Origin of the sequence: Brucella sp. JSBI001, assembly GCF_026014005.1 — a bacterium.
Taxonomy (GTDB): domain Bacteria; phylum Pseudomonadota; class Alphaproteobacteria; order Rhizobiales; family Rhizobiaceae; genus Brucella; species Brucella anthropi.
The window spans coordinates 3,020,320-3,045,955 of the sequence record NZ_CP110339.1; the positions used below are offsets into that span (position 1 = coordinate 3,020,320).

Genomic DNA, 25,636 nt, shown 5'->3' on the forward strand with positions numbered 1-25,636 from the left:
CGCCTTTCTTTATCTCTCATCGGAAAATCATCATGACTTCCCATCCCCGACAGGAACTAGAAGCGCGGCTGGCGCTTGCCGAAAAGATCGCGCGCGAGGCGGGCGCCAAGGCCCTCGACTATTTCAAGCAGCGTGAAACACTGGTTATCGAAACCAAGCGCGATCCGCAGGATGTGGTGTCGATTGCCGACAGGGACGTTGAACAGCTTATCCGTGCCCGTGTGTCGGAAGCGTTTTCTCAGGATGGTTTTCTGGGAGAGGAATACGGGTTGAATGAAGGCACTTCGGGTTACACATGGGTTGTGGATCCTATTGATGGCACCAGTCCTTTCGTCAACGGTATGCCGAACTGGTGTGTTTCCATTGCCGTTCTGAAAGACGGCGAGCCCGTCATCGGCGTAATCCAGGCGCCGTGCTTCGACGAACTCTATGCTTCGGCAAAAGGCTTGGGTGCAACACTTGATGGAAAGAAGCTGGTTCTCGATCCGAGCCGCACGATCCGTAATTCGGTGACGGGTATCGGCGCCAACAACTACGTAACACCACAGGTTGTTGCAAAAATCGTAGAAGACCTGCTTGAGGCGGGCGGAACCTTTCTCCGTAATGGTTCAGGCGCACTGATGATCGCTTATGTCGCGGCTGGCAGGCTGGTCGGATATTATGAGCCTTATATGCATGCCTGGGATTGCATGGCAGGCTTCTGTCTCGTGCGTGAGGCGGGAGGTTATGTGCATCCTTTTCCGGTAGACGGAGAACAGCTCACCAAAGGCAACAAGGTCTTCGTGGCTGCACCCGGAGCGGTGGAAGATCTGAGAAAAATCGCGCGTTTAAGCCCGAGATAAGCAAGGAGAGGACAGAAACAAAGAACGCCTAATTTCCTAAACTGTTTGTTTCGGTTTAGCTGAGAGGCCCTGATAACGTACTCGTGAATGTGTTTTATTTAACTAATGCAGGCCGCAATAATATGCTGGCATAGTGTTTCATTTGAAGGAAGGAAGCCTATGTCGGCAAACGGATGGACAGCTGCATATCAACCGATCATGCTCAGTATTTTACGTATCGTGGCAGCTCTTGTACTCTTCAGTTATGGTACGGAGAAGATACTTGGCTTTCCTTCAGGCCGTTCGCCAGCAATGTTCTCATTGTCGTGGACCGCGGGTGTCCTTGAGCTTGTTTTGGGCTTCACGCTGCTAATCGGTCTTTTCAGCCGGTTTTCTGCCTTCATTCTCTCGGGCCTGATGGCATGCGCCTATTTCATCGCTCATGCATCCCAAAGCTTTTTCCCAGGCCAGAATGGCGGTGTTGCTGCAATCCTGTTCTGCTTCATTTTTCTTTATCTGTTTATTGCCGGACCTGGCCCCCTGAGCATCGATGCATCGCGGGCGAACAATGCGCTGCCAGCCGGCCGATAGCGACGAACGACAGCTTATTGAAAAGCCCCGGATCCGGGGCTTTTCTGTTTACGGATTGTCGCGTTTGAAAATCCAGTCATGGTCGGGATGGTTCTTGAAGCGCCATTTGCGCAAGGGACCGGCCATCACATTGAGATAATACATCTCGTAGCCATAGGGCGCGCCACATGGATGGTGGCCTTTTGGTACAAGCACGACGTCTCCGTCAGAGACCGCCATGGTTTCATCAAGGCTTCCGTCTTCGGTGAAAACACGCTGGAAGCCGAAGCCCTGCGCCGGGTTGAGACGGTGATAATAGGTCTCTTCCAGATAGGTCATATGCGGGAAATTGTCTTCGTCGTGTCTGTGGGGTGGATAGGACGACCAGTTTCCCTGCGGTGTGAATACCTCGGTAACAAGAAGGCTATCGGCAACATCGCGGCTTTCCATTGCGATATTATGGATAAAGCGGGTATTGGCACCTTTTCCGCGTTGTTCAAGTGTCAGGCTTTCCGGCCCAAGCTTCTGTGCCTTGCGACCTGGCTTGCCCGGTGCGGTGCAAACAGCCAGAACACAATCTGTCGTGGCGGTTGCATGCCAGTCGCTTTCAGCAGGCACATAGAGGCAGTGTGGCGGCAGTTTCTCGAACACGTTTATGCGCTGGCCCATCTCGCCGAAATCCTCGCCAGAAGCGGAAATCTTTGCCTTGCCTTCCACAAGAACAAGGATCACCTCCGTCGATCCGGTCTTTTCGGAGACACTCTCGCCGGATTTGAGACGATAGAGCCCGAACCCGACATAACCCCATTTGGCGCTTTTCGGAGTGATGTCGTGGACCTTGCCATGCTTGCCGTTGGGCTTGCGTAACAAATTGGCCATGTCTCAGTCTCCTTTGTCGAGTCCTGCTTCGCGTGCGAATGATTTTAGCGATTTTAGCCCAAGTGACTGATACTGATACGGATTACGAATATCGGGGTCCTGTTCTGCCTCGATCACCAGCCAGCCTTGATAGGTTTTATCAGCAGCAACTTTCAGTACAGGTACGAAGTCGACGCCGCCATCTACATCGCCCGGAACAGTGAAGACGCCGCGACGGACCCCCTCCAGAAACGACAGGCTCTGGTTGCGTACTTCAGTGGCTATGGCCGGGCGAACGTTCTTGGCGTGGATATGCCCGACGCGGTCCATATGCTTTTTCGCAACCCGCTCCGGGTCGCCACCACCAAACAGGCAGTGACCGGTATCGAGAAGAAGTTTCGTGTGCGGTCCTGTATGCTGCATCAGAAGGTCTATCTCATCCTCACTCTGCACCACCGTTCCCATGTGATGATGGTAGACAAGCGCGATACCTTGGGCGGCGGCATGTTGTGCCAGTGCTTCGACGCCCGTGCCGAATTCTTCCCAGCGCGCTTCTTCCAGCACTGGACGCTCAGACAGCGGCTTGTCGTTGTCGCCGTGAATGGCATTCGACGTTTCGCAAACAATGATGACCTTCGAGCCCATTGCTTTCAGGAGGTCGAGCGCAGGCTGCATTGCCTTCTTTTCTTCTTCGACCGAATTGACCAGTAGATTGAGCGAATGCCAGCCCGATACATAGCGAAGCTTGCGAGGTTCAAGCACGGCTTTGAGTGCAGCCGGCTCCTGCGGAAATTTGTGACCTTTCTCGATTCCATCGAAGCCGATCTCGGCTGTTTCATCGAGACATTGATCCAGGGTGATATGCGCACCGAGGTTGCGATCATCGTCGTTCGACCAGGCAATAGGATTGGTGCCATAGAGGATCATCGGTCAGTTTCTTTCTTTGAGCTTGGCTTCATAATCTTTACGCGCAGCACGTACCTGTTCGCGCTCCGAGACTTCCGGCACCGCGACATCCCACCACCAACCGCCAGTTTCAGGGGTCGGGTAAGGATCGGTATCGATAATGACGACAGTGGTGCGCGGGCTGTTGCGGGTTTCCGCCAAAGCCTCTTCCAGCTCGCGGATCGACCCTGCTTTCTTCGTATCGGCACCCATAGCTCCGGCATGGGCGGCGAAATCGATGTGCGACGGGTTCACGTGGCTCGAATGGTCGAGCAGGTTGTTGAACTCAGCGCCACCAGTCGCCATCTGCAGCCGGTTGATGCAACCGAAACCACGATTGTCGGTAATAACGACCGTAATCTTCTGCCCCATCATGACGGCAGTGGCGAGTTCGGAATTGGCCATCATGTAAGAGCCGTCACCGACCATCACGATGACGTCTCGATCCGGTTCGGCCATCTTGATACCAAGGCCGCCAGCTATCTCATAACCCATACAGGAGAAGCCATACTCCATATGGTAGGACATGGGGCGACCGGCTTTCCAGAGTTGGTGCAGTTCGCCCGGCATGGTGCCTGCCGCGCACATGACGACCGTGTTCTCTCGTGCCTGACGCTGTACCGCGCCGATCACCTGCATATCGGTTGGCAAAGCGTTGCCGTCACTGGGGGCAGCGGTAAACCCATCTGCCGCCGCAAACCATTTTTCTTTCAACGCTGTGTCTGCAGGTTGGCGCTTATAGCTGCCAACCGCTTGCGAGAGCGCTTCAAGACCAATCTTTGCATCGGCAACCAATGGAAGCGAACCGTGCTTGGAGCTGTCATAGGGTTGGACGTTTAGCGAGACAAGCTTGCGCCCTGGATGTTTGAACAGCGCCCATGATCCGGTCGTGAAGTCCTGAAAGCGTGTGCCGACGCCAATCACAAGATCGGCTTCCGCCGCGATAGCATTGGCGCTGTCTGCCCCAGTCACGCCAACCGGACCAAAATTGAGCGGGTGATCCCACGGTAACGCCGATTTGCCAGCCTGCGTCTCGATGACTGGAATGCCATGTGCTTCGGCAAAATCGCGCAACGCTTCGTGAGCGCCGGAGTAGTGCACTCCGCCGCCTGCAACGATAACGGGTTTCAGCGCTGCCTTGATTGCTGCCGCTGCAGCATTCAGTTCATTCTCATCCGGCGGTGGACGGCGCCAGTGCCAGACTTTCGGTTCAAAGAACTCTTCCGGCCAGTGATATGCTTCCGTTTGCACATCCTGACAGAAAGCAAGCGTAACCGGCCCACAATCAGCAGGATCGGTCATGGTGCGGAAGGCGCGGGGCAGGGCAGTGAGAAGCTGTTCAGGTCGGGTGATCCTGTCGAAATAGCGGCTGACCGGACGAAAACAGTCATTCACGGTCATAGTGCCGTCATTGAAGTCTTCGATCTGTTGCAGCACGGGATCAGGTCCACGATTGGCAAAGACGTCGCCGGGAATGAGGAGAACTGGTAGGCGGTTCACATGGGCAAGGGCTGCTGCAGTGACCATATTTGTTGCGCCGGGGCCGATGGAGGAGGTGACAGCACAGGCACGCTTGCGGCCAAGCTGCTTGGTATAGGCAATGGCTGCATGGGCCATGGTCTGTTCATTATGGCCGCGCCATGTAGGCAGTTCTTCGCGAATGCCATGGAGGGCCTCGCCAAGTCCGGCCACGTTTCCGTGGCCGAAAATAGCCCAAACACCTGCGATAAAGGTCTCACCATCCGGCGTCATCTGATTGGCGAGGTAGCGCACCAATGCCTGTGCGGCGGTTAATCGAACGGTTTTCATAGCTCCTCCAGTTTCCTCCCGGCAGAACGAATTCAATATGTACGCACGCTGTCCCAGACGTTGCAAAGGCCACGATAGCGCATCACCATGTCGGCGATTGCTTCTTCGTCGCTGATCGAACCGTTCAGCCATTTGCGTGCCGCGTCACCAAAAATCGTACGTCCCACTGCAAAGCCTTTGACGAGGTCGAATTCGGCAGCAATTGCAAGACTGGCTTTGAGTTCTTCCGCTGGTGCATCCAGACCCAGAACAACAATACCGCGTGTGTGTGCATCATTGCGCGTGATCGCGTCACAGGCATTGGCCCAGGCCGCTCTGGTCTTCATGGGTTCTAGCTTCCACCAGTCGGGATAGACGCCGATTTCATAAAACCGCTCGATCACACGCGCAGTTGTGTCGTCATCGACGGGACCTGCTTTGGATGGGATGACTTCCAGCAGGAATTCCAATCGGTTGCGCCGTGCGGCTGCGAAAAGACGTGAAACAGTTTCTTCCTGTTCTGCCTTGAATTCAGCTGTGTCATCCGGATGATAGAAGCATAGCAACTTCACGACATTCTCGACAGGCCACTCGACCAGTCCACCGCAGTCTGGTCCGAGTTCCGGTTCCAGCTTGAGTGGACGCGAGCCGGGCCATTCGGTCGGACGTCCGATCCACAAGCCCGAACCGGCGGCCCGGTAAAGAGCATCGCGGCCCAGTCGACCATCACACAATATGCCGTAACCCTCATCCCCGTTTGCCACCTGCAAGGCCGCATTCAGGCAAAGCTGTTTGAACTCGCCAATCTTTTCCGTTGAAACGCTCGCCTCGGCGGCCATTTCTTCCAGTTGAATACGATGATCAAAGGCAAAAACGCGCATATTTGGCCAGTGGCCGTTGCGATTGGTGGACCAATGTATCTGCTCCAGCGCGGCATCCTTGCGCAAAGCCTTGTTGCGAATGCCGGTACGGAAAAAATACTGAAGCTCTTCCCAGCTCGGATAAGCTGGCGTGCATCCATGTCGCGAGACTGCAAAGGCCCCACAGGCATTGGCTAATTTGAGGCTGGTAGGCCAGTCTTCGCCCTTCAACCAACCGCGCAAAAGCCCGGACATGAACCCGTCGCCCGCACCAAGCACGTTGAAAACGTCAATCGGGAACCCTTCGCCGCTCTGTCCCTCGTCGAGGCTGTTAGGGATTGGGCCTTCGAAAACCACGGCTCCCATGGGGCCGCGTTTGCAAACCAGTGCAGCGTCCGTTACTGCGCGCACGGCTTTCAGCGCTTGAAGCGTGTCTGTCGAGCCGCCAGCAATATGAAACTCTTCTTCCGTGCCGACGATCAGGTCGAACAGATGCAGGGTCGATTGCAGTTTGGTCGTAACATCTGCGGATTCGATAAAACGGTTTTCACCGTCGCCATGACCGGAAAGCCCCCAGAGATTGGGGCGATAGTCTATGTCGAGGGCCGTCCGGCTGCCATTGTCGCGAGCAAGACGGAGTGCTTTCAGAACAGCCGCTTCTGTCTTCGGATGTGATAGATGTGTGCCCGTAACCAGAATACAGCCAGCTTCGGCGATGAAGACCGGATCGATGTCGTCCTCGCACAATGCCATGTCGGCACAATTCTCGCGATAGAATATCAGTGGAAAATGCTGCTGATCGCGAATGCCGAGAATAACGAGCGCGGTCAGGCGTTCGGGATCGGTGACGATACCGCGTGTGTCCACGCCTTCGCGTTCCAGCTCACGTAACAGAAAACGGCCCATGTGCTCGTCACCAACACGGGTGATAAGTGCGGATTTAAGGCCCAGCCGTGCAGTCCCGGTTGCGATATTGGTAGGAGAGCCACCTACATATTTGTTGAAGGAGGCCATGTCTTCCAGAAGGCCGCCAACCTGTGCACCATACAGGTCAACCGAAGATCGGCCAATCGTTATCAAGTCGAGCCGCTTCACTACAATCCTCCCTCGCTATTTTCTTATTGCTGCAAGGCTGTGCAGAATTCATGCACACATAGCAGTTATTCCATTTTTGATTAAAATGGATTTATTATTCCATTTCAACTAAAAAATGGAATATGCACGGGAAGGATCAGTCGCTTTGACGTGCGGTGCCTACGGCTACAGCGAGCGCTATAGCAAGACAAAGCGTTGCGGAGAGTGAACGGAAGGCGCCGAAATCCACCTCTGAAACGAGCAATGTCTGTTTGGCGGATTTACTCATCGGGCTGACAAACGTGTCAGTGATGCCGACGACGTCGATACCACGCGCAGCGACAGTTTCGGCCATTGCGACCGTTTCCGGTGAATAGGGGGAGAAGGTAATCGCCAGAAGCACATCACCTTCGCGAATAGCATGCAGGTTCTCCAGTTTGCCGACAGCGCTGTGCAGCATGGCAGGCACTTGCATCTTCTCCAGCGCGTAAGCCAGGTAGCTCGCGACGGGAAAAGCACGGCGGATGCCGACAATGTGGATTGTCTGCGCGCTGGCCAAAAGCTGAACGGCCTTTTCGAGTGCATCTGGATCAATGGTTTTGAGCAGCCCTTCAAGAGACGTGCGCCCTGCTTCGGCAAACTCGGCAAGAAGGGCAGGGGCGCTGCCGGTCGCCGTTTCTCGCAAATGTTGCAATCTGGTTGAATAGTCAGGCCAGCCGCCTGCATAGGAATCCCGGAACAGCTTCTGCATCTCCGAAAAGCCGGAGAAACCCATGATCTGGCAGAAACGCATGAAGGCTGAGCTCTGCACACCCGCACCTTCAGCCATCTCGGCGACGGTCGACACAGCGATACGGTCCTGGTTGGCGGCAACGAAATCGGCGCACTGTTTCAGCCTCTTCGGCAAACGGTCGGAAACCTCTAGCAGCTTCGCCTCGAATTCCTTGATATTCGTCGGAACGTTGATTGATGACGGGGCGGGGGAATCCATCAGTGGCCTTTCATATGGTCTCTTGACAATCTTTATGTCACATTCTAGCAAAATAGAATAAATATTCTATAGTATATCTTCGTTTACCCGAAGATGGCCGTTTCCTGGGAGGATGAGGCAATGGTGACACGTCTGGCACTGCTCGGCGCGGGCCGTATCGGCAAGGTTCACGCAGGCGCAATCGCTGCGGACAAGCGGGCCCGATTGGTCGCGGTCGCAGACGCAAATGAGGCGGCGGCGCGAGCAATTGCTGATTCTGCCGGTGCGGAAGTCCGCAGTATCGACGCTATTGAGCAATCAGACGATGTGGACGCAGTGCTGATATGCACGCCGACCAATACCCACGCCGATCTTATTGAACGGTTTTCTCGCGTCGGCAAGGCTGTTTTTTGTGAGAAGCCGATTGATCTTGACATAGCGCGCGTTAGAGCCTGCCTCAATGTCATTCGAGAAACTGGCGCGAAAGTGATGCTGGGTTTCAATCGCCGTTTCGATCCGCATTTTGCAGCGGTGCACAAAGCCATCAAAGATGGGCGCATCGGCAATGTTGAAATGGTGACGATCACCAGCCGTGATCCGGGTGCACCGCCGGCAGAATATATCAAAGTATCCGGCGGTATTTTCCGCGACATGACGATCCATGATTTCGACATGGCGCGTTTTCTCCTCGGTGAGGAAATCGAGAACGTATCGGCCTCGGCTTCGGTGCTGGTCGATCCGAAAATTGGAGAACTTGGCGATTATGATAGTGCAAGCGTCATTTTGACGACTGCTTCCGGTCGCCAGTGCGTCATTTCCAATTCGCGCCGCGCTTCCTATGGCTATGATCAGCGCATTGAAGTCCATGGATCGCTCGGTGCTGTTTCGGCGGAAAACCAGCGTCCGATCTCGATAGAAATCGCTTCTAAAGACGGTTATAACCGTCCGCCATTGCACGATTTTTTCATGACCCGCTACACGACTGCTTATGCAGCGGAAATCGCCTCGTTTATCGATACGCTGGACACCGGCAAAGCGCCGCATCCTTCAGCAGAAGATGGATTGCAAGCTTTGGCTCTGGCTGAGGCAGCACTTCGTTCGGTAAGGGAAGGCCGGACTGTCAAAGTTGCGGAAGTTCTCGGATAAGGCGGTAATTTTGTTTGCCTTTGTTCGCAATCGGCTGCGATATGCGGGGCATGGCCTACAAGATCGATGATTTGCCGTTCGGAGAATTTTTCGTACCCGTGAGCAAAGCTACGGCGGCTCTGGTGCGGCTCGATGAACGACTTTTGCGCTCGCCCATTCGCGAAGGGATGCTCGAGCGAATGCATATGCACGATGCCGTCGCTTCGATGTGGCTTGAAGGCGAACTGGTACATATGGAAGACTTGGTCTTGCATGATGCCTTGATGGACAGCCGGATGCCTAGTCACGCCCTGACCATCGCACATGCGGTTTTGCGCATGCGTCGGCAGATTGCTGGAAGACCTGCAGATTGGGCTCTTGACCCTGCTGGTGTTCAGCAATTGCTTGGCCGCACGGTCGATACCGTGCCCTCTGGAATTGAGCCATCCGGGGCAATGGACGACGATGATGTTGATCCGATGCTTGATGACATCGACAACTTGCTTGCGCGAACTGATGCTCTTTTGAAGGGAACTGTCTCAGACAGGTCGAAGCCGGAAGCCGTCGTGCGCGATACGTTACTCTACGACGACGACTGGGATGAGGATGCGCGTTTGCAGGAATGGCGGGACTGTCTTGCAGCGACAAGGCATCTGCCGCCCCTTATGCGCGCCGCATTGATCCACGACGCGTGGTTTTCTCTGGAAGTCGTGCAGCGATCGTCATGGATTGGTCGGTTGCTGACAGCCGCCTTCTTGCGTCAGAGTGGCCTTGCAATCGGTCATTTGCCAGCAATCAGTCTTGGTCTCCGCGCGAAACGACCGGATGAACGGCGCTCACCTAACCGTCTTGTCCGTCTCAGGGCGTTTTTTGAAAGTATCGAAGATGCAGCCGATACGACCATGAAGGAGCATGACCGGCTGCTGCTGGCGCGCGAACAGATGCAGCGTAAGCTCAAGGGGCGCAGGTCCAATTCGCGATTGCCGCAACTGATGGATATGGTTTTGCGCAGTCCCGTTATTTCCAGCCAGATGGTGGAGAAGGAATTGCAGGTTACGCAGCAAGGGGCTTTGAAGCTGATCTCGGAACTCAATCTCAGAGAAGTCACCGGGCGCGGACGGTTTCGCGCCTGGGGAATTCTCTAGGCCGGCTTCATGCACTTGCCGCGAAGATGGTCAGCGAAGAGCTGAAACTCGTTGCGGCGGGCGGCGTTGGAGCGCCAGACGAGAACCAGTGACCGATAATTGTGCTTGCCTTCATAAGGAACGATGCTCAGCTCCGTTCCGCGCGTGGCTCCGGCTTTGACCGCCACTTCAGGCAGCAGCGTAACACCCATCCCGAAGTCGACAAGTTGCACCAATGTCATGATAGATGTGGCATGAACGTCACCGCTTGCTTGGGCCGGTGTGGACCCTATGGCAGCCATGACGTGTTCCCGAAGGCAATGCCCGGTTTCCAGTAGAAGAAACGGCTGGTCCTGCAAGTCGTCTGCATCGACCTGTTCGCGATTGGCCAGCGCATGATCGCGCCGTACTGCCAGATAGAAGATGTCCCGACCAAGCTCTGCTATCTCAAATTCATCAAGGTCGTAGGGATGGGCGACCAGTGCTACATCGAGCGAACCTGAACGCAAGCTGTCGAGCAACGACCGAGTGAGACCTTCACGAATGGTCAATTGCAATTCGGGAAAGGCTTTAGCGGTCGCAGGCAGGACTTTAGGTAGCAGAAAAGGCGCTATCGACGGAATGACGCCCATTCGTAGTCTGGTCGTCAGCGGTCGTTCAGCTTGTCGCGCGTGTTCAGGCAATTCTTCAATGAGGGCTATAATCGTACGAGCGCGTGCCAGAAAATCCTCACCAGCGGGCAAAAGCTGCATTCGTCTGCCCGAGCGATCGATCAACGTTACGCCAAGTTCTGTTTCAAGCGCCTGAATAGCAGCACTCAATGTCGATTGGGTAACACCCACGACCTCAGCTGCACGCGAAAAGGACCCCGCTTTGACAAGGGCCATAAAGTAATGGAGCTGGCGGACGCTGATATTGAGCATTGATTCTTTCGACTTTGCTCCATCGTTAAAATCGATGGATTTGATCGTTATAATCGCTTTGACCGATTTAACAAGAATCCCTATATATGACTCGTAGTCGGAAAATTCTGTAAGTTCAGAAATTTCCGCATAACAATTGAATTTACAGGCAGGTATAAAATGCTCGGTATCGGCGATAAGCTTCCCTCCTTCAAGGTCACCGGCGTAAAGCCCGGTTTCAACCATCACGAAGAAAACGGCGTTTCGGCATTTGAAGAAATCACCGAAGCAAGCTTTGCGGACAAGTGGAAGGTTATCTTCTTCTACCCGAAGGATTTCACCTTTGTTTGCCCGACCGAAATCGCCGAATTTGCGCGTCTTGCATCGGATTTCGAAGACCGTGACGCAGTCGTCCTGGGCGGTTCGACCGACAATGAGTTCGTGAAGCTCGCATGGCGTCGCGATCACAAGGATCTCGACAAGCTGCCGATCTGGTCGTTTGCCGACACCAATGGTTCGCTGGTCGATGGCCTCGGTGTTCGTTCGCCAGATGGTGTTGCGTACCGCTACACCTTCGTTATCGATCCGGACAACACGATCCAGCACGTTTACGCAACCAACCTCAACGTTGGTCGCGCTCCCAAGGATACGCTGCGCGTTCTCGATGCGCTGCAGACCGATGAGCTCTGCCCATGCAACCGTGAAGTCGGTGGCGAGACGCTCAAGGCTGCCTGATAGGCCCTGATTGGTTTGCAGAAAGGCGGGTCAAGGCCCGCCTTTCTTTTATCTAGAGCGGTTCCGGTTAAAACGGAATCGTTGGAACCGCTCTATCTCTTTGTTTTCGGCATGTCTTTACCCCAAAACCGGTTCCCACTTTCGGGAGACATGCTCTAGTATCCAAATGACAGATAAAGAGGGTTCCATGTCCATTGATGATCTGAAGTCAAAGATCCCGGATTTCGCCAAGGACGTTCGTCTCAATCTTTCGTCGATGGCAAGCGACGAAACTCTGACACCGCAACAGAAATACGGTCTGTTCGTCGCCTGCGGCATTGCTTCTCGTAATGCCGACGTGCGCAAGGCGCTTGTTGCCGAAGCCGCTGCCAAGGTCGATGCCTCCGTCATTCAGGCGGCAAAATCTGCTGCGTCGATCATGGGCATGAACAATGTCTATTACCGCTTCGTGCATCTTGCGACCAACAAGGACTACCGCACCATGCCAGCGAAGCTGCGCATGAATGTGATCGGTAATCCGGGTGTCGATAAGATTGACTTCGAACTCTGGTCGCTGGCCGTATCTGCTATCAATGGCTGCGGCATGTGCATCGATGCGCATGAGGATGTTTTGCGCAAAGCCAATGTGACGTCGGAAACGATCCAGACAGCCGTGCGTTTTGCGTCGATTATCCAGTCAGTGGCTATTGCGCTGGAAGCTGCTGACACAGAATAAAAGCTGCAAGCTCCCTAAAAAGAAAAGCCCACGTGGATCGCTCCACGTGGGCTTTTTCGTTTCGGAAGTTCGTTATTCGCCGCGCTTGAACGAGATAAAGGCAAAACCGATCAGCGAGATCACAGCTGCGGCAGACATGTAATAGCCGACATAGTCGAAGCTATAATGTGTTGCGAGCCAGGTTGCGATGTAAGGCGCTACTGAAGCACCCAGAATGCCTGCCAGATTAAAAGTCAGCGAAGCACCGGTGTAACGAACCGAGGTTGGGAATGGTTCGGCCAGAGCAGCGCCAATCGGACCGTAGGTCAGACCCATCAGGCCGAAGCCGATGACGAGGAATGCGAGTACGCCGGCCGTACCAGCCATGAACAAAGGCGCCATGATGAAGCCGTAGAGGCCGATCAGAACGGTGACGATGATCATGACCGGACGCATGCCGAAGCGGTCTGACAGCAGGGCCGCTACCGGGATCATGAGGCCGAAGAAGATTACGCCAATCATCTGAAGAATAAGAAATTCTTCGCGGCTGTAACCAAGGGCGCGCGTGCCCCAACCCAATGAGAAGACTGTCATCAGATAGAACAGGACGAAGGTTGCAACCGCACCGATCGTGCCGAGCAACAGGCTCATCTTGTGCTTTTTGAACAGAGCTGCGACCGGTACTTCGACGCGTTCAGCCTTGTCGATTGCTTTCTGGAATTCTGGCGTTTCAGCGATTTTCAGTCGGATGAACAGGCCTACACCGACCAGAAGTGCACTGGCGATGAAAGGAATGCGCCAGCCGAAAGCGAAAAACTGTTCTTCAGTTAGAGCTTCTGCCAGAACTAGGAAGATGCCCGTCGCCAGAATGAAGCCAACTGGCGCGCCAAGCTGCGGGAACATGCCGTACCAGGTGCGCTTGCCTTCGGGTGCGTTTTCTGTTGCGAGCAGCACTGCACCACCCCATTCACCGCCAAGACCAAGTCCCTGGCCCAGACGGCAGAGAGCGAGCAAAAGGGCTGCCCAGACGCCAATCGAATCATAGGTTGGCAGGAAGCCGATGGCGACGGTGGAAATGCCCATGGTCATGAGCGCTGCAACGAGCGTCGCTTTGCGTCCAACCTTATCGCCAAAGTGACCAAACAGAGCACCACCGATAGGGCGGGCGAAGAAGGCAATCGCAAAGGTTGCTAGAGACTGGAGAAGCGCGGAATTGCCGTCGCTCGCAGGGAAGAACAGATGCGGGAATACGATCACCGCAGCGGTGGCATAAATATAGAAGTCAAAGAATTCGATCGTGGTGCCGATCATGCTCGCGGCCAGAACTCGGCGCGCGGAATTTTTCTGCGGGGCAACCGCTACAGCGACAGTCATTGTTTCAGATCCAATATTTACGGGCCGTCTAAATTTGGGGGAGGAGCCCGAGATACGGCTTCTTTAAAACCGCAGGGTATGGAATCGCAAGCAAAAAACGGCTTTTGAGCAACTTTATGATTTCGAATAGGCGATTTTGGAAAGAAAAGCGAAAGTGGGTAAAATTCCCGTCAGTGCTCCTTCAGGTCTTTTAATTGCCGTAACGGACGACTAGATTTCCAATGTCGTCCGTTTGGAAGCAAAGATGTATCGAGCACAGTACGATATCGGTTTCAGGAATACAGCACGAGGCCATGCGGTCTTGTGTTCGCCCTCCCGCGTGCTCGTGACAATGCTTTCGTTCGTGTTTCTTCTCTCAGTGCAACTCTGTTACGCAATGGCGCATGACATGCCATCTGTGCAGACAGTTTCTGATTGCAGTGTGAGCCTGCCGCATCACGTGGACAATTCGTCGATGCCGTCGAGCATGGATAAATCTGCCCCAATGGATCACGGCGCTAAAGCACCCAATGCTTGTGTCATGATGATTTGTGGCTGCGTCGTTCAGCTTGGCACGAATTTGCGTGCCTTTACTCCTGTTCTGGATTTTGGTTTGCCGCCGCTTGTCGCGGCACTTAGCGGCAAAATGCCGAATAGAGATTTGCGGCCTCCCATACTGCTTCCGGCTTGATCTGAAAATCGCCGCCAAACCTTTGGCGGCCATGAGATTATTGTCTGGAGAATAACCATGACTGGAATTACACGTCGTCGCCTGCTGTCTCTTGGGGCAGGGGCCGCTTTTCTAACCGCTATTCGCCCTTTTGACAGCATTGCCCAGGACGCGCACATGGGCCACGGCGCTGCTTCCTCAGCGACCGCCACGGCTGGACGGCCTTTGCCTTTACCGCCGTTGATCGAACCGGACGCATCGGGCGTTGTTGAACTGAAAGTGCAGACAGGCCGGCACAGCTTTGAAGAAGGAAGCGAAGCGGCATCCGCTGGCATCAATGGTGCCTATCTCGGCCCCCTCGTTCGTCTGAAGAACGGCGAAACGGTCACTCTTTCCGTTGAAAATGGCATGGATGAAGAGACTACACTTCATTGGCATGGGCTTTTCGTTCCGTCCGCACTCGACGGCGGGCCACACAATCTGATTGCGGCGGGCGCAGAATGGAAGCCGAAAGTTACGGTTAACCAGCCGGCCTCGTTCAACTGGTTTCATCCACATTTGCATGGCAACACCGCCCGCCAGGCGCATATGGGTATTGCCGGTTTGATGGTGGTTACTGACGGCAAGGATGCTGAGCGCGGACTACCAGAAGATTACGGAGTGGACGATATTCCGCTGGTGCTTCAGGATCGCCGGGTGATCGAAGGTGATAAGGTCTATCAACCGGATATCATGGACTTGATGCATGGTTTCCGAGGTGACAAGCTTATCGTGAATGGTGTCGTTTCACCGGAAGCACGTGTTCCCGCCTCCATTGTCCGCCTGCGTATCCTGAACGGTGCCAATGCGCGAAATTTTCATATTCGTCTGAGCGACAATCGGCCTTTGCTTGTCATAGCATCTGATGGCGGCTTCATTGGAAAGCCAGAAGCGGTCGAAAGGCTGACCATCAGCCCCGGCGAGCGCTACGAGGTTCTGGTTGATTTCTCCAAAGGTGAAGCCGCTGATTTGTTGACCTATGGGGATGACAGCGGCGGTGACGATCTGCACTTGATGCGGTTTGTCGTGGACAGCACCTTGCGAGGGAAAATCACGGCAGTTCCAGATCGTCTTGATGGTCCTGATGCAGCCGATGAAAAACTATCTGTAAAACGCCGTTCATTTTTCTTCGATGAGCGCATGGCGGAAAATATGAAACTGATGATGGCAAAGCCGTCAGCTGATCCTCATGCCGGGCATAATATGGGCAATATGGATATGAGCTCGATGTCCAGCGCCATGGATCATGATATGCACGGTGCCAGAACTTCTGCCGATGCGGGGCCTGCGCTTGAAGCTCTGACTTCGGGTGTGGAAATGGCAATCGCGGGTAAACCGTTCGACATGGATCGTATTGATGTCGAGGCTAAACTTGGATCCTGGGAGATTTGGGATCTCACAACCAAGGAGATGCCACACCCGTTCCATATCCATGGAGCCTCATTCCGCATTCTTTCCCTGAATGGCAAGGCTCCGCCAGCGCACCAGTCGGGATGGAAGGATACTGCTTTGATCGATGGCAAGGCCGAAATACTTGTCCATTTTGACCGTGAGGGAGCAAAGAGCCACCCGTTCATGTTCCATTGCCATGTGCTGGAACATGAAGATGTGGGCATGATGGCTCAGTTCGTAACGGTATAATCCGGCTGGACCGCGTGTCAGGCGTTTGTCACGCGGTCCTCACACGGAAGATTTATTTTCGAACAATTTCTGACGGTGTGCGTTGTCCTCTCATCACGAATTATCGCGATCAGGAGGAAATGATGCAGCCGTTATTGATTGCTTCAGCAATGATGCTTCTGACAGTTCCAGCCGCTGCGGCGGATGTGAGTGTCAAACTCTACGAAGCTCTGCCGACGGGGCAGGGGAAGGAAATCGGCACCGTCACGATCTCGCAGACTGCGGACGGATTACAATTCAAACCCGATTTGCGTGGCCTTCCCGCGGGTGAGCACGGTTTTCATGTCCATGAGAAAGGAAGCTGCGCACCCGGCGAACAAGATGGAAAAACTGTTCCGGCGCAAGCCGCCGGTGGGCACTACGACCCCTCACATTCCAAGCATCACATGGGGCCGGAAGGCGAAGGACATCTTGGTGATTTGCCTTTGCTCAAAACAGATGCCGAGGGCAACATAACGCAAAGCGTTATGGCACCGCGTCTCAAGTCACTGGATGAAATCAAAGGCAGAGCTTTGATGGTTCATGTTGGTGGCGACAATTATTCCGACGAGCCCAAGCCACTTGGCGGCGGCGGAGCACGGTTTGCCTGCGGTGTGATCGAATAGTCTGGAGCGAAGATCTATCCCCAGTTCTCGATGCGGATTTTGGAGCCATCTGAAAAGCGCGATATATGAAACGCTGAAGGATCGACAACCGGCGTTTCTCCCGTGACCATATCGGCCACAAGCTTACCTGCGCCTGGGCCGATACCGAAGCCATGCCCTGAAAAGCCTGTCGCTACGATCGCCCCTTCCACGCCTGGAAGGGGTGAAATGACCGGAATGACGTCCGGCATTGTGTCAATGAGGCCTGCCCATTCCTGCGCTATTGTGGCCGACGCGAAAGAAGGAATTGCCTGCTTCAGTTTCGCAAGGACCTGAGCATTTGCTGCCTTGCGTGGGGCGGGGTCGAGCGTGCGGATTTTCTCGAAGATGGAGACCTGATCGGCGGGACGAAGTTTCCACTGGAATGCTTCCTCGAAGAAACGTTCGCCAAACCGGAATCGCAACGACCGCCACTCGGTCGAAAGCGATGGTATAAAATCGCGGAAGAACCGAAAGCTGTCAGGCACGATATCGGCGATGGAGCCTCCAAGGCTTGCGACCGTATAACCTCCGTCCAGCCTTTTGCGCAGTGCAAAATCTGAAAATGCAATCGCAGGCTCCACACCGGCATCAATAGGCGCTGTACGGAATACGGATGAACGAACTTTCAATTGCGGCAGATGGGCATCAAAAGCGGAAATGATAAGTCTGGACCAAGCCCCGCCCGCGATGACCACCGCTTCACAGCGCAGGCGGCCTTTTTCGGTGAGGACAGCCGTCACCCGACCATTGGTCGTCTCGATACCGCGCACCGCACAATTTTGCAGGATGACAGCACCATTCTCTTGTGCTTTTGCTGCAAATGCCGGAACGGCCTTTTGCGGCTCCGCGCGACCGTCGAGTGGCGTAATCATGCCGCCTGCGAGATGTCGATTGACGCCCGGTGCAAGTGCTGCAGCTTGCTCAGTATTGAGAAGTTGTGTTTCGATGCCGTGTTCGCTGGCGATTTTTATCCATTCGGCATAAAGAGCCATTTGCTCTTCTTTTTCAGCCGTATAGGCAATCCCGGTAACGCGAAAGCCCGTTTCACGACCTGTACGTTCGTTCATACCACCCCATAGCCGCATGCTCTCGACGATGAGCGGCATTTCGCGGCTGTCACGGCCTGTGCGGCGGCACCAGCCCCAGTTACGGCTGGACTGTTCGCCAGCAATCTCTCCCTTTTCAAGAAGAGCGACGGGAATACCGCGTTCGGCCAGGAAGAGGGCTGTAGAAACACCAATAATGCCGCCGCCAATGATGGCAATTTTGGTTTCCTGCGGCAAGCTTTCAGCTGTCGCCACCTTATCCGTGACCGGCCCCATTTCGGTATTCTCCTGCAATGCGATTGGGTGATTTGGGTATGTGGAAGCATGGTGAGCATGGCCCGCTTTTTGTTCACGATCAACCAGATAACCCATTCTAAAAATACTCAATTACGATATTCCTGAGATATTCTATCCTGTTTTGGTAGCTTTCTGGAGAATGTGTCTCTATATCCGCCTGAACTGCAATCTGGACACGCGATCTTGCTTATGGACGCACGCAACCCGCATGATGAACGACAGGTCTCCGGTCATTCCGGTCCGGCGCTGACGCTGTCCGGTGTCAGTCGCCAGTTTGGCGCAGTGCGTGCGCTTGATGACGTGTCTCTTGATGTTCATGCGGGTGAGATCATTTGTCTGGTTGGTCATTCGGGCTGTGGCAAGACTTCCCTGTTGCGCATCATCGCCGGCATTGATGCTCCAGATAGTGGAACACTCACGATGGGGGGCAAGACACTTGTCGGACCATCTATCTTTATTGAGCCGGAAAAACGGAACGTTGGTGTGGTCTTTCAGGACTACGCCTTGTTTCCGCATCTGACGGTCAAAGAAAATATCCTGTTCGGCTTGCGAAGAATACCCCGCGACGAAGCGAACGCACGAGCAACCGAGCTTCTCGAACTGGTGTCGCTCTCCCATATGGCGGATCGCTATCCGCATATGCTGTCAGGCGGTGAGCAGCAGCGTGTTGCTCTTATCCGTGCCCTTGCTCCGAACCCACATCTTCTGCTGATGGACGAGCCATTTTCGAATCTCGACAGAGGTCTGCGTGCCCGGGTTCGTCGTGAGACAGTGGCTTTGTTAAGGGAACTTGGAACGACAGCAATTATTGTAACGCACGAAGCAGAAGAAGCCTTGTCGACTGGGGATAGTGTGGTGTTGATGCGCTCTGGCAAGGTCGTTCAAAGCGGTCCGGCACGCGAACTCCATGACCGGCCAACGAACCGTTATGCCGCAGATTTTTTCTGCGACTTCAATATGATATCGGGCAAAGCTGAAGACGGTAAACTGGCAACTCCCTTTGGAGAGCTTGCTCTGGCTGAACAGCTTGAACCAAATGCCGAAGCGTTTGTTTATCTGCGTCCGCGCGACTTCTCGATTCTGTCCGATGCTGAATCCAACGAAGCTGTGCTGCATGGACATATTGAATCACGAACGTTTCTCGGTGAAATCGAAGAATTGGTTGTACGGGTGACTGATGCTGCGCCGTTGTTGCGGGTGCGTACAGAATTGAGGCTTCCGGCCTCTGCGACCGATATTTTTTTATGCCCACATTGGGATAAGGCGCTCATTTTCCCCAAGTGATGGAAAATATACGCCGTTAGAGTTGCATGGGTAATTGACCGTCAGCGAGCCTCACCGTATAACTTGATTAGTCCGCTCATAATTCAAAATGAACCATGTCCATCTGGAGGTAAAATGTCCAAATTTGCGCGTTCCGGTCTCGCCCTCGTCGCAGTAACGCTGTTCGCAGGAGCCGCCCACGCAGATGAAGTGAACATTTACACGACACGCGAACCGGGTCTCATTCAGCCCTTGCTCGACTCTTTCAAGTCGTCCACGGGAATTACGGTCAATACGGTGTTCCTGAAGGATGGTCTGGCAGAGCGTGTGGCCTCTGAAGGTGCGAATTCGCCCGCTGACATCCTTATGACGGTCGACGCCGGTAATCTGGTCGATCTCGTTGACAAGGGCCTTACCCAGCCTGTCGATTCCAAGGTGCTGAAAGAGGCCGTTCCGGAGCAGCTTCGCGACGCGAAGGATAACTGGTTCGCGCTCTCCATGCGCGCTCGCGTTGTCTATGCAGCCAAAGATCTGGAACTCGACAAGATCAATTATGAAGACCTCTCTGATCCGAAGTGGAAAGGCAAAGTCTGCATTCGTGCGGGCCAGCATCCTTACAACACCGCTCTCTTCGCGGATTATATTGCGCACTATGGTGCGGAAAAGACTGAAGAATGGCTCAAGGGTCTCAAGGATAACCTCGCGCGCAAAGCTGCTGGCGGGGACCGTGACGGAGCTAAGGATATCGTCGGGGGTATCTGCGACATAGCAGTCGCCAATTCCTATTATGTAGGTCTGATGCGTTCGGGCAAGGGCGGCGACGAGCAGAAGGCTTGGGGCGAAGGCATCAAGGTTCTGCTGCCAACCTTCAAGGATGGGGGTACTCAGGTTAACATCAGTGGTGCGGCTGTTGCAAAGAACGCGCCGAACAAGGACGCGGCAGTCAAGCTGCTTGAATATCTGGTTTCCGATGAGGCTCAGCAGATCTATGCCAAGGCAAATTTCGAATATCCGGTAAAGCCGGGTGCGCCGCTTGATCCGATCGTGGAATCGTTCGGTGCGCTGAAGATCGACAGCGTTCCGCTGTCTGAAATCGTCAGCCATCGTAAGCAGGCAAGCGAACTGGTCGACAAAGTCGGTTTCGACAACTAAAAGCCGAATAAGTTAAGCAGAATAACGCCGGTGCAGTTCATGCGCCGGCGTTGCACTATAGAGAGACGAATGGAAGTCCTTGCAGCCATGCGGAAACGAGTTTTGCAACCCGCAAGAGCAGGGCGCAGCTGGTTATGGTTCTCGGTTTTCGTCGCAGTTCTGGTTTTGCTGCCGGTTTTCGCCCTTGCATTGGAAGCCATACAAGGCTCAGTCGGACTATGGACGCATCTATTTACCACCAACCTGCCAACGGCTTTTCTTGAAACAGTCATCTTGCTTACCGGCGTTGGCATTATCGCTGCCGTCCTCGGAACGTCGATGGCATGGCTGGTCACGGCTTATGATTTTCGCGGTCGAGGCGTGCTGGAATGGGCGCTTCTGCTGCCATTGGCTGTCCCGACATATATTATCGCTTATGCCTATCTCGATATCCTGCATCCCATTGGTCCGGTGCAAGGTGCTGTTCGCTTCGTACTAGGATATGAAAGCCCGCGTCAGTTTCGATTGCCCGACGTCCGCTCGATGACCGGGTGTATCATTCTGCTAGGCTTCGTTCTCTATCCCTATGTCTATATTCCTACACGAGCCATGTTTCTCACCCAATCCGCCAGCCTCATCGAAGCAGCGAGAACTCTGGGGGTAAGCCGCAAGGGCATCTTCTGGCGGGTTGCATTGCCACTTGCCCGGCCTGCCGTGGCGGTCGGTGTCAGTCTGGCCTTGATGGAAACATTGAACGATGTGGGGGCTGCCGAGTTCCTGGGCGTTCGCACATTGACCGTTTCGATTTATACGACCTGGATAACGCGTTCCGATCTGCCTGGTGCAGCCCAACTTGCACTCGCTCTTCTGTTTCTGGTTGTTGCTCTCGTTTCAATCGAGCGCTGGGCACGGCGCAAGCAGCGCTTTGCTTCCAATATCCGCCATTCGCGTGGCTTCGAGCCGTTGAAAGTCAGACGAGGGCAAGCGATCTGGTTGTTCTGTCTCTGCTCACTGCCGGTAGTTATCGGATTCGTACTGCCGGCAATCTATCTGGTCGTGGAGGCCATAAAACGTATTCGTTTTGCAGGTGTGTCCCCGCGATTGCTCGGAGAAGCTTTTAATACCGTTGCTCTGGCTTCGATCGCGACTGCGCTGGTGCTCATATGCGGAATGTTTGTCGCATATGCCGTCCGACTTTTTCCGGGTTCAATTTCGCGCTGGTCTTATCGCTTTTCGACGATGGGATATGCGGCGCCGGGCACTGTAATCGCCATCGGTATTCTGGTGGTCGCCGGCGGCTTTGATCATCTCTTCAATCAGTTCACATTGCATTTCTTCGGATATTCCGCCGGATTGGTACTGATCGGAACGGGTGCAGCGGTCATTTATGCCTATGTGGTCCGATTTCTCGCCATTTCTGCAGGTGGTATTGATTCCGGATTAGAACGCATACCCTTGTCGCTGGATCATGCATCGCGCACATTAGGGCGCGGTGTGACACAAACATTCTGTGCAGTTCATCTGCCACTATCCAGAACAGCCATTGTGGCGGCAGGTTTGCTCGTATTCGTAGACTGTGTGAAAGAATTACCAGCAACACTTTTGCTGCGCCCACTTAATGTCGAAACTTTTGCAACGCATCTTTATGGTGAGGCTGCGCGCGGGACTTATGAGGAAGCGTCCATTGCGGCGCTTGCCATCGTGGTAGTCGGAATTTTGCCCGTGATATTGCTTGCTCGTGTCGGACGGCGTTTTGGCAAGCGTACTTGATCCACTCTTGCAACGTCAGCTTATGTGGGCCGATATATATCATAGTTCAGAAATGCTTAAATAGTTATTGGTACTTTTGTTCAGGGAACAAAGCACAGTCTGAATGATGCTTCTGGTTGTATTTTTATATGGTGGCACTTCAGGCGGGCGCAGGGGGCGGTATGTTTAAAGTCCTGGAATGCGTAACAGTACAGCACGATCAGCCTTTCGTGGTTTTGGCTGCATCCATCTCATTTGCAAGCATGTTTGCTTTCTTTCTGTTGCTCGTCCGCGCGCGGGAATGCACGGAAAGCCGCCGTGACAATTGGCTGGCGATAAGCGCGCTCGCGGGTGGATTGGGCGTGTGGGCAACCCATTTCGTGGCGATGCTTGCATATCGTGGCACCGTGGCAATCGAGTTCGATTTTACGATCACGGTTCTTTCAGCGGCAATTGCCGTACTTGGCTTTTGGCTGAGTGTGCGCTTCCTGAATGGTAAGGCGTTCAAATACGTTTTGATCGCAGCCATTTCAGCAACCCTATCGATTGCCGCAATGCATTTCACTGGTATGAGTGCAATCAGAGCAGCTGCAGATGTTCACTATGACCTTCCACCGATCCTGATTGGCAGTATAATATCGATCCTGCTTTTGCTGGCTGCTTTCTGGTTTGTGATGAACGCTGCCGGCTGGATGCGCGTTTTGCTACCGACCGTTGGGGGGATTCTTGCTGTTTGCACGCTCCACTTTACTGCAGTTGCGTCGACCGAGCTGGTTCCAAACCCGACCCTTCCTGCTGCTGATCCGCTGGGCATAGGGCGTCTCTGGCTGATCGGTGCAATTGCCGCTGTTGTCAGTATAGTAGCGCTGACAACGATTATTGCAGTATTTGTAGATCGTTACATGACGGACTTGAAGGGATTTGCGAACGCTACCCTGGACGGACTGGCCGTCGTTCGTGATGGTGGAATAGTCGAGATGAACGCTCGGTTTTCCGATCTCATGCGAAGCAGTGAAAAGGCGCTTGTCGGTGTTGCGCCGGATACTCTGTTGCTGGCGGCTGATGGGCTCCCCGTCTGTGCTTCTCGCCCGGAAGCAATCGAGGCCGCACCCAGATTTCCAAATGATGAGCGCATCTTTGAACTCGCGGTTCATACGATTGAGTATCAGGGACGCCCTTGCGAAGTTCTGGCTGTCCGTGATCTTACCGAAAAGCGCACGGCCCAGCGTCAGATCGAGCATATGGCGCGGCATGATACACTCACGGATTTACCTAACCGAATGTTCTTTGAAGAGCGTCTCGCAAACGCAGTGGCACGCCGCAGCCGAGAGCCTTTTGCTGTACTCGCGCTTGATCTGGACCGGTTCAAAGCAGTGAACGATATTTTCGGCCATGCCGAAGGTGATCGGGTATTGAAGACGGTTTCCAGCATTCTGAAGCGATCCATAAACGGTATAGACACGGCAGCACGTATTGGCGGCGACGAGTTTATCATTCTGCAGGTCGGGGTTCCGCAGCCCAAGGGTGCACGGAAACTGTCCGAAAAGATTCTGGATACCTTCCGGTCGGAACTGAATACAGTGCTCGATCCGACTGCTGTCGGTGTCAGCATTGGCGTTGCCGTATACCCGAATGACGGCAAGGATGCAGAAGCCATCCGACATGCGGCAGACATTGCGCTTTATCGGGCGAAGACAGAAGGACGGGGTACGGTTGCATTCTACTCGCCGGAAATGGACCGTGAAATAAGAGAGCGCCGCCAGATGGAGGCTGATTTGCGCCACGCCATGGTTCGCGGTCAGATCAGTATTGCCTATCAGCCATTGTTCGCAACAGCAGATGGTAGTTGTACCGGCTATGAAGCACTGGTTCGTTGGAACCATCCGGAACGTGGCCAGATACCACCGGAGGTTTTTGTTCCTATCGCTGAGGAAACGGGGGTAATTGTCCCACTCGGTGAGTGGGTTCTGCGTGAAGCCTGCCGCACTGCCGCCGGATGGGAGAAGCATTTAACTATCGCTGTAAACCTCTCCCCAGTACAGTTCCGTTTGGTCAATCTGCCGGACACGGTCAGTTCGGTTCTCCTAGAAACGGGTCTGGATCCCACGAGATTGGAGCTGGAGGTAACGGAAGCCGCATTAATGAAGGACCGATTGACGACACTCGAACTGTTGCGTCGCATGAAGAAGCTGGGTGTCCGTATCGTGATGGATGATTTCGGCACTGGCTATTCGTCGCTCAGTAACCTTCAAAGTTTCCCATTCGACAAGATCAAGATCGACCGCAGTTTCATCACCAGCATGGAAACGGATGTTAGTGCGAGAGCCATTGTACGAGCCATCGTCGGGTTGGGTCGTAGTCTTGATCTCCCGGTGGTGGCCGAGGGTATAGAAACCTTTGACCAGCATCGCATGGTGATCGAAGAGGGTTGCGAACAGGTTCAAGGCTTTCTTTTCGGACGTCCGGCCAATGCGCCAGCGTCAGCGGATCCGTCTTCGCGGCTTCCTAGCAAAAAGGGCGGTGGGCAAGTAAAGACTACCTAATAAACTGCAACCTTGTGAATAACTTTGAGGCTTCGGTGTTGCCGGAGCCTCTTTGCTGTGCCGAATTGTTACAAAGCTGTTATTTGATGCGATTGTGAATGAAATTCCATAGTGAAATATTCAGGGGGCGGAACCACAAATTTCTCAATCGCTGGAAGGGGTTGCGCCACATCCAATGCAGTCGAACACTGCGAATAGCGTAGTGTTTTCAACACGATATTTCGCGTGATCGCAATAATAAGTGAATTTATCCGAAGGAGCTTTCCGTGCTTGTAACACGTTACGGCCACAAAGCGAAAGCTGAATAGGACGAACAGTAACAGTACTAGTGATCGTAAAGACAAATCCCGTAACGGGGTCCTCGATACGCATCTTGGTTAAGTGGATGATGGAAACGATGCTTACTTCGCAACAATGGCTTCCGGTCGAGTTGCTCAATATCGGGCTGGCCGCTGCCCTTTTCTTCGCCTGCCTTGTTCACTCACTGTGGAAGGCTGTCTTCGATGAGCTCAACCCGGTATTCTGGCGCCGCACGGCTGCTCTGCTCTGGGCTGGTATCTTTATTGTCGCGCTGAGCGGCGGGATTGAAAGCTTCAACTGGCCACAAGCCATTGGATGGCTTCTCGTTCTTGGCGGTGTTGTTGCGACTGTGACACGTACCGGTATGAGCTATTATCGCCAATATTGCGCACATACATCGCGCGGTGTTCATTCGGGCCGCACCCGGCTTTCTGGACGGTGATCGCCATGTTTGCAAAGACTGTTGAAATGCC

Annotated in this window: 22 protein-coding genes; 14 read left to right on the forward strand and 8 right to left on the reverse strand. The window is 54.0% G+C overall.

Annotated elements, in window-relative coordinates:
* The first annotated feature begins 32 nt into the window (after positions 1–32).
* Together LJ361_RS14295 and LJ361_RS14300 are read left to right on the forward strand one after the other, a co-directional pair.
* Positions 33–842 carry an inositol monophosphatase family protein gene (locus LJ361_RS14295; protein WP_010659028.1) on the forward strand — a complete coding sequence of 270 codons (810 nt, stop codon included), beginning with the start codon at positions 33–35 and terminating at the stop codon, positions 840–842.
* A gap of 159 nt (positions 843–1,001) precedes the next feature.
* Entirely contained in the window at positions 1,002–1,412 is a 411-nt protein-coding gene (locus LJ361_RS14300) for a DoxX family protein (protein WP_010659027.1), read from the forward strand.
* Between the two features lie 48 nt (positions 1,413–1,460).
* Here LJ361_RS14300 and iolB read toward each other — a convergent pair whose 3' ends face one another.
* The 5 genes from iolB to LJ361_RS14325 form a co-directional block, all read right to left on the reverse strand.
* Positions 1,461–2,270: a 5-deoxy-glucuronate isomerase gene (gene iolB / locus LJ361_RS14305; RefSeq protein WP_010659026.1), complete on the reverse strand. Its 810-nt coding sequence runs from the start codon at positions 2,268–2,270 to the stop codon at positions 1,461–1,463.
* A 3-nt stretch (positions 2,271–2,273) separates the two neighbouring features.
* Positions 2,274–3,176 carry a myo-inosose-2 dehydratase gene (iolE, locus tag LJ361_RS14310; RefSeq protein ID WP_010659025.1) on the reverse strand — a complete coding sequence of 301 codons (903 nt, stop codon included), beginning with the start codon at positions 3,174–3,176 and terminating at the stop codon, positions 2,274–2,276.
* 3 nt (positions 3,177–3,179) lie between these two features.
* Positions 3,180–5,003, reverse strand: coding sequence for a 3D-(3,5/4)-trihydroxycyclohexane-1,2-dione acylhydrolase (decyclizing) (gene iolD / locus LJ361_RS14315; RefSeq protein ID WP_010659024.1), 1,824 nt, complete (start codon positions 5,001–5,003; stop codon positions 3,180–3,182).
* Positions 5,004–5,035: 32 nt separating this feature from the next.
* Positions 5,036–6,937, reverse strand: a complete 1,902-nt coding sequence (locus LJ361_RS14320; protein WP_010659023.1) for a bifunctional 5-dehydro-2-deoxygluconokinase/5-dehydro-2-deoxyphosphogluconate aldolase — start codon at positions 6,935–6,937, stop codon at positions 5,036–5,038.
* 136 nt (positions 6,938–7,073) lie between these two features.
* On the reverse strand, positions 7,074–7,907 hold the full coding sequence (locus LJ361_RS14325) for a MurR/RpiR family transcriptional regulator (protein WP_010659022.1): 834 nt from the start codon (positions 7,905–7,907) through the stop codon (positions 7,074–7,076).
* A gap of 120 nt (positions 7,908–8,027) precedes the next feature.
* On the opposite strand from LJ361_RS14325, the gene iolG reads away from it, so the two are divergent.
* Positions 8,028–9,032 carry an inositol 2-dehydrogenase gene (gene iolG / locus LJ361_RS14330; protein ID WP_151576561.1) on the forward strand — a complete coding sequence of 335 codons (1,005 nt, stop codon included), beginning with the start codon at positions 8,028–8,030 and terminating at the stop codon, positions 9,030–9,032.
* A gap of 41 nt (positions 9,033–9,073) precedes the next feature.
* Complete coding sequence (locus LJ361_RS14335; RefSeq protein WP_373418744.1) at positions 9,074–10,156, forward strand: RHE_PE00001 family protein; 1,083 nt, start codon at positions 9,074–9,076, stop codon at positions 10,154–10,156.
* Here LJ361_RS14335 and LJ361_RS14340 read toward each other — a convergent pair.
* Positions 10,153–11,058, reverse strand: a complete 906-nt coding sequence (locus tag LJ361_RS14340; RefSeq protein ID WP_010659019.1) for a hydrogen peroxide-inducible genes activator — start codon at positions 11,056–11,058, stop codon at positions 10,153–10,155. The genes LJ361_RS14335 and LJ361_RS14340 overlap by 4 nt on opposite strands.
* Before the next feature lie 159 nt (positions 11,059–11,217).
* Here LJ361_RS14340 and LJ361_RS14345 point away from each other — a divergent pair, with 159 nt between their 5' ends.
* Together LJ361_RS14345 and LJ361_RS14350 are read left to right on the forward strand one after the other, a co-directional pair.
* Positions 11,218–11,772, forward strand: coding sequence for a peroxiredoxin (locus LJ361_RS14345; protein WP_010659018.1), 555 nt, complete (start codon positions 11,218–11,220; stop codon positions 11,770–11,772).
* Positions 11,773–11,959: 187 nt separating this feature from the next.
* Positions 11,960–12,487: a carboxymuconolactone decarboxylase family protein gene (locus LJ361_RS14350; protein WP_010659017.1), complete on the forward strand. Its 528-nt coding sequence runs from the start codon at positions 11,960–11,962 to the stop codon at positions 12,485–12,487.
* 72 nt (positions 12,488–12,559) lie between these two features.
* Here the strand turns inward: LJ361_RS14350 and LJ361_RS14355 are convergent, their stop codons facing one another.
* A complete protein-coding gene (locus tag LJ361_RS14355) occupies positions 12,560–13,840 on the reverse strand; it encodes an MFS transporter (RefSeq protein ID WP_010659016.1) in 1,281 nt (426 codons plus the stop codon).
* A gap of 244 nt (positions 13,841–14,084) precedes the next feature.
* Between LJ361_RS14355 and LJ361_RS14360 the strand changes: the two genes are divergently transcribed.
* From LJ361_RS14360 to sodC, 3 genes are all read left to right on the forward strand, one after another.
* Positions 14,085–14,510 (forward strand): hypothetical protein, encoded by a 426-nt coding sequence (locus LJ361_RS14360; RefSeq protein ID WP_080574583.1) that lies wholly within the window; start codon positions 14,085–14,087, stop codon positions 14,508–14,510.
* Positions 14,511–14,567: 57 nt separating this feature from the next.
* Positions 14,568–16,169, forward strand: a complete 1,602-nt coding sequence (gene cueO, locus LJ361_RS14365; RefSeq protein WP_010659015.1) for a multicopper oxidase CueO — start codon at positions 14,568–14,570, stop codon at positions 16,167–16,169.
* Positions 16,170–16,291: 122 nt separating this feature from the next.
* Complete coding sequence (sodC, locus tag LJ361_RS14370) at positions 16,292–16,813, forward strand: superoxide dismutase family protein (protein WP_010659014.1); 522 nt, start codon at positions 16,292–16,294, stop codon at positions 16,811–16,813.
* A 14-nt stretch (positions 16,814–16,827) separates the two neighbouring features.
* On the opposite strand, the gene LJ361_RS14375 is transcribed toward sodC, so the two are convergent.
* Positions 16,828–18,156 carry an NAD(P)/FAD-dependent oxidoreductase gene (locus LJ361_RS14375; RefSeq protein ID WP_010659013.1) on the reverse strand — a complete coding sequence of 443 codons (1,329 nt, stop codon included), beginning with the start codon at positions 18,154–18,156 and terminating at the stop codon, positions 16,828–16,830.
* Between the two features lie 210 nt (positions 18,157–18,366).
* Between LJ361_RS14375 and LJ361_RS14380 the strand changes: the two genes are divergently transcribed.
* From LJ361_RS14380 to LJ361_RS14400, 5 genes are all read left to right on the forward strand, one after another.
* Positions 18,367–19,461 carry an ABC transporter ATP-binding protein gene (locus tag LJ361_RS14380; protein WP_010659012.1) on the forward strand — a complete coding sequence of 365 codons (1,095 nt, stop codon included), beginning with the start codon at positions 18,367–18,369 and terminating at the stop codon, positions 19,459–19,461.
* Between the two features lie 114 nt (positions 19,462–19,575).
* Complete coding sequence (locus tag LJ361_RS14385; RefSeq protein WP_010659011.1) at positions 19,576–20,592, forward strand: Fe(3+) ABC transporter substrate-binding protein; 1,017 nt, start codon at positions 19,576–19,578, stop codon at positions 20,590–20,592.
* Positions 20,593–20,661: 69 nt separating this feature from the next.
* The gene (locus LJ361_RS14390) at positions 20,662–22,341 is read left to right on the forward strand and encodes an ABC transporter permease (RefSeq protein WP_010659010.1); all 1,680 of its coding nucleotides are present in this window, start codon (positions 20,662–20,664) and stop codon (positions 22,339–22,341) included.
* A gap of 161 nt (positions 22,342–22,502) precedes the next feature.
* On the forward strand, positions 22,503–24,863 hold the full coding sequence (locus tag LJ361_RS14395; RefSeq protein WP_036563555.1) for an EAL domain-containing protein: 2,361 nt from the start codon (positions 22,503–22,505) through the stop codon (positions 24,861–24,863).
* A 385-nt stretch (positions 24,864–25,248) separates the two neighbouring features.
* Entirely contained in the window at positions 25,249–25,605 is a 357-nt protein-coding gene (locus tag LJ361_RS14400; protein WP_181152406.1) for a hypothetical protein, read from the forward strand.
* The last annotated feature ends 31 nt before the right edge of the window (positions 25,606–25,636 follow it).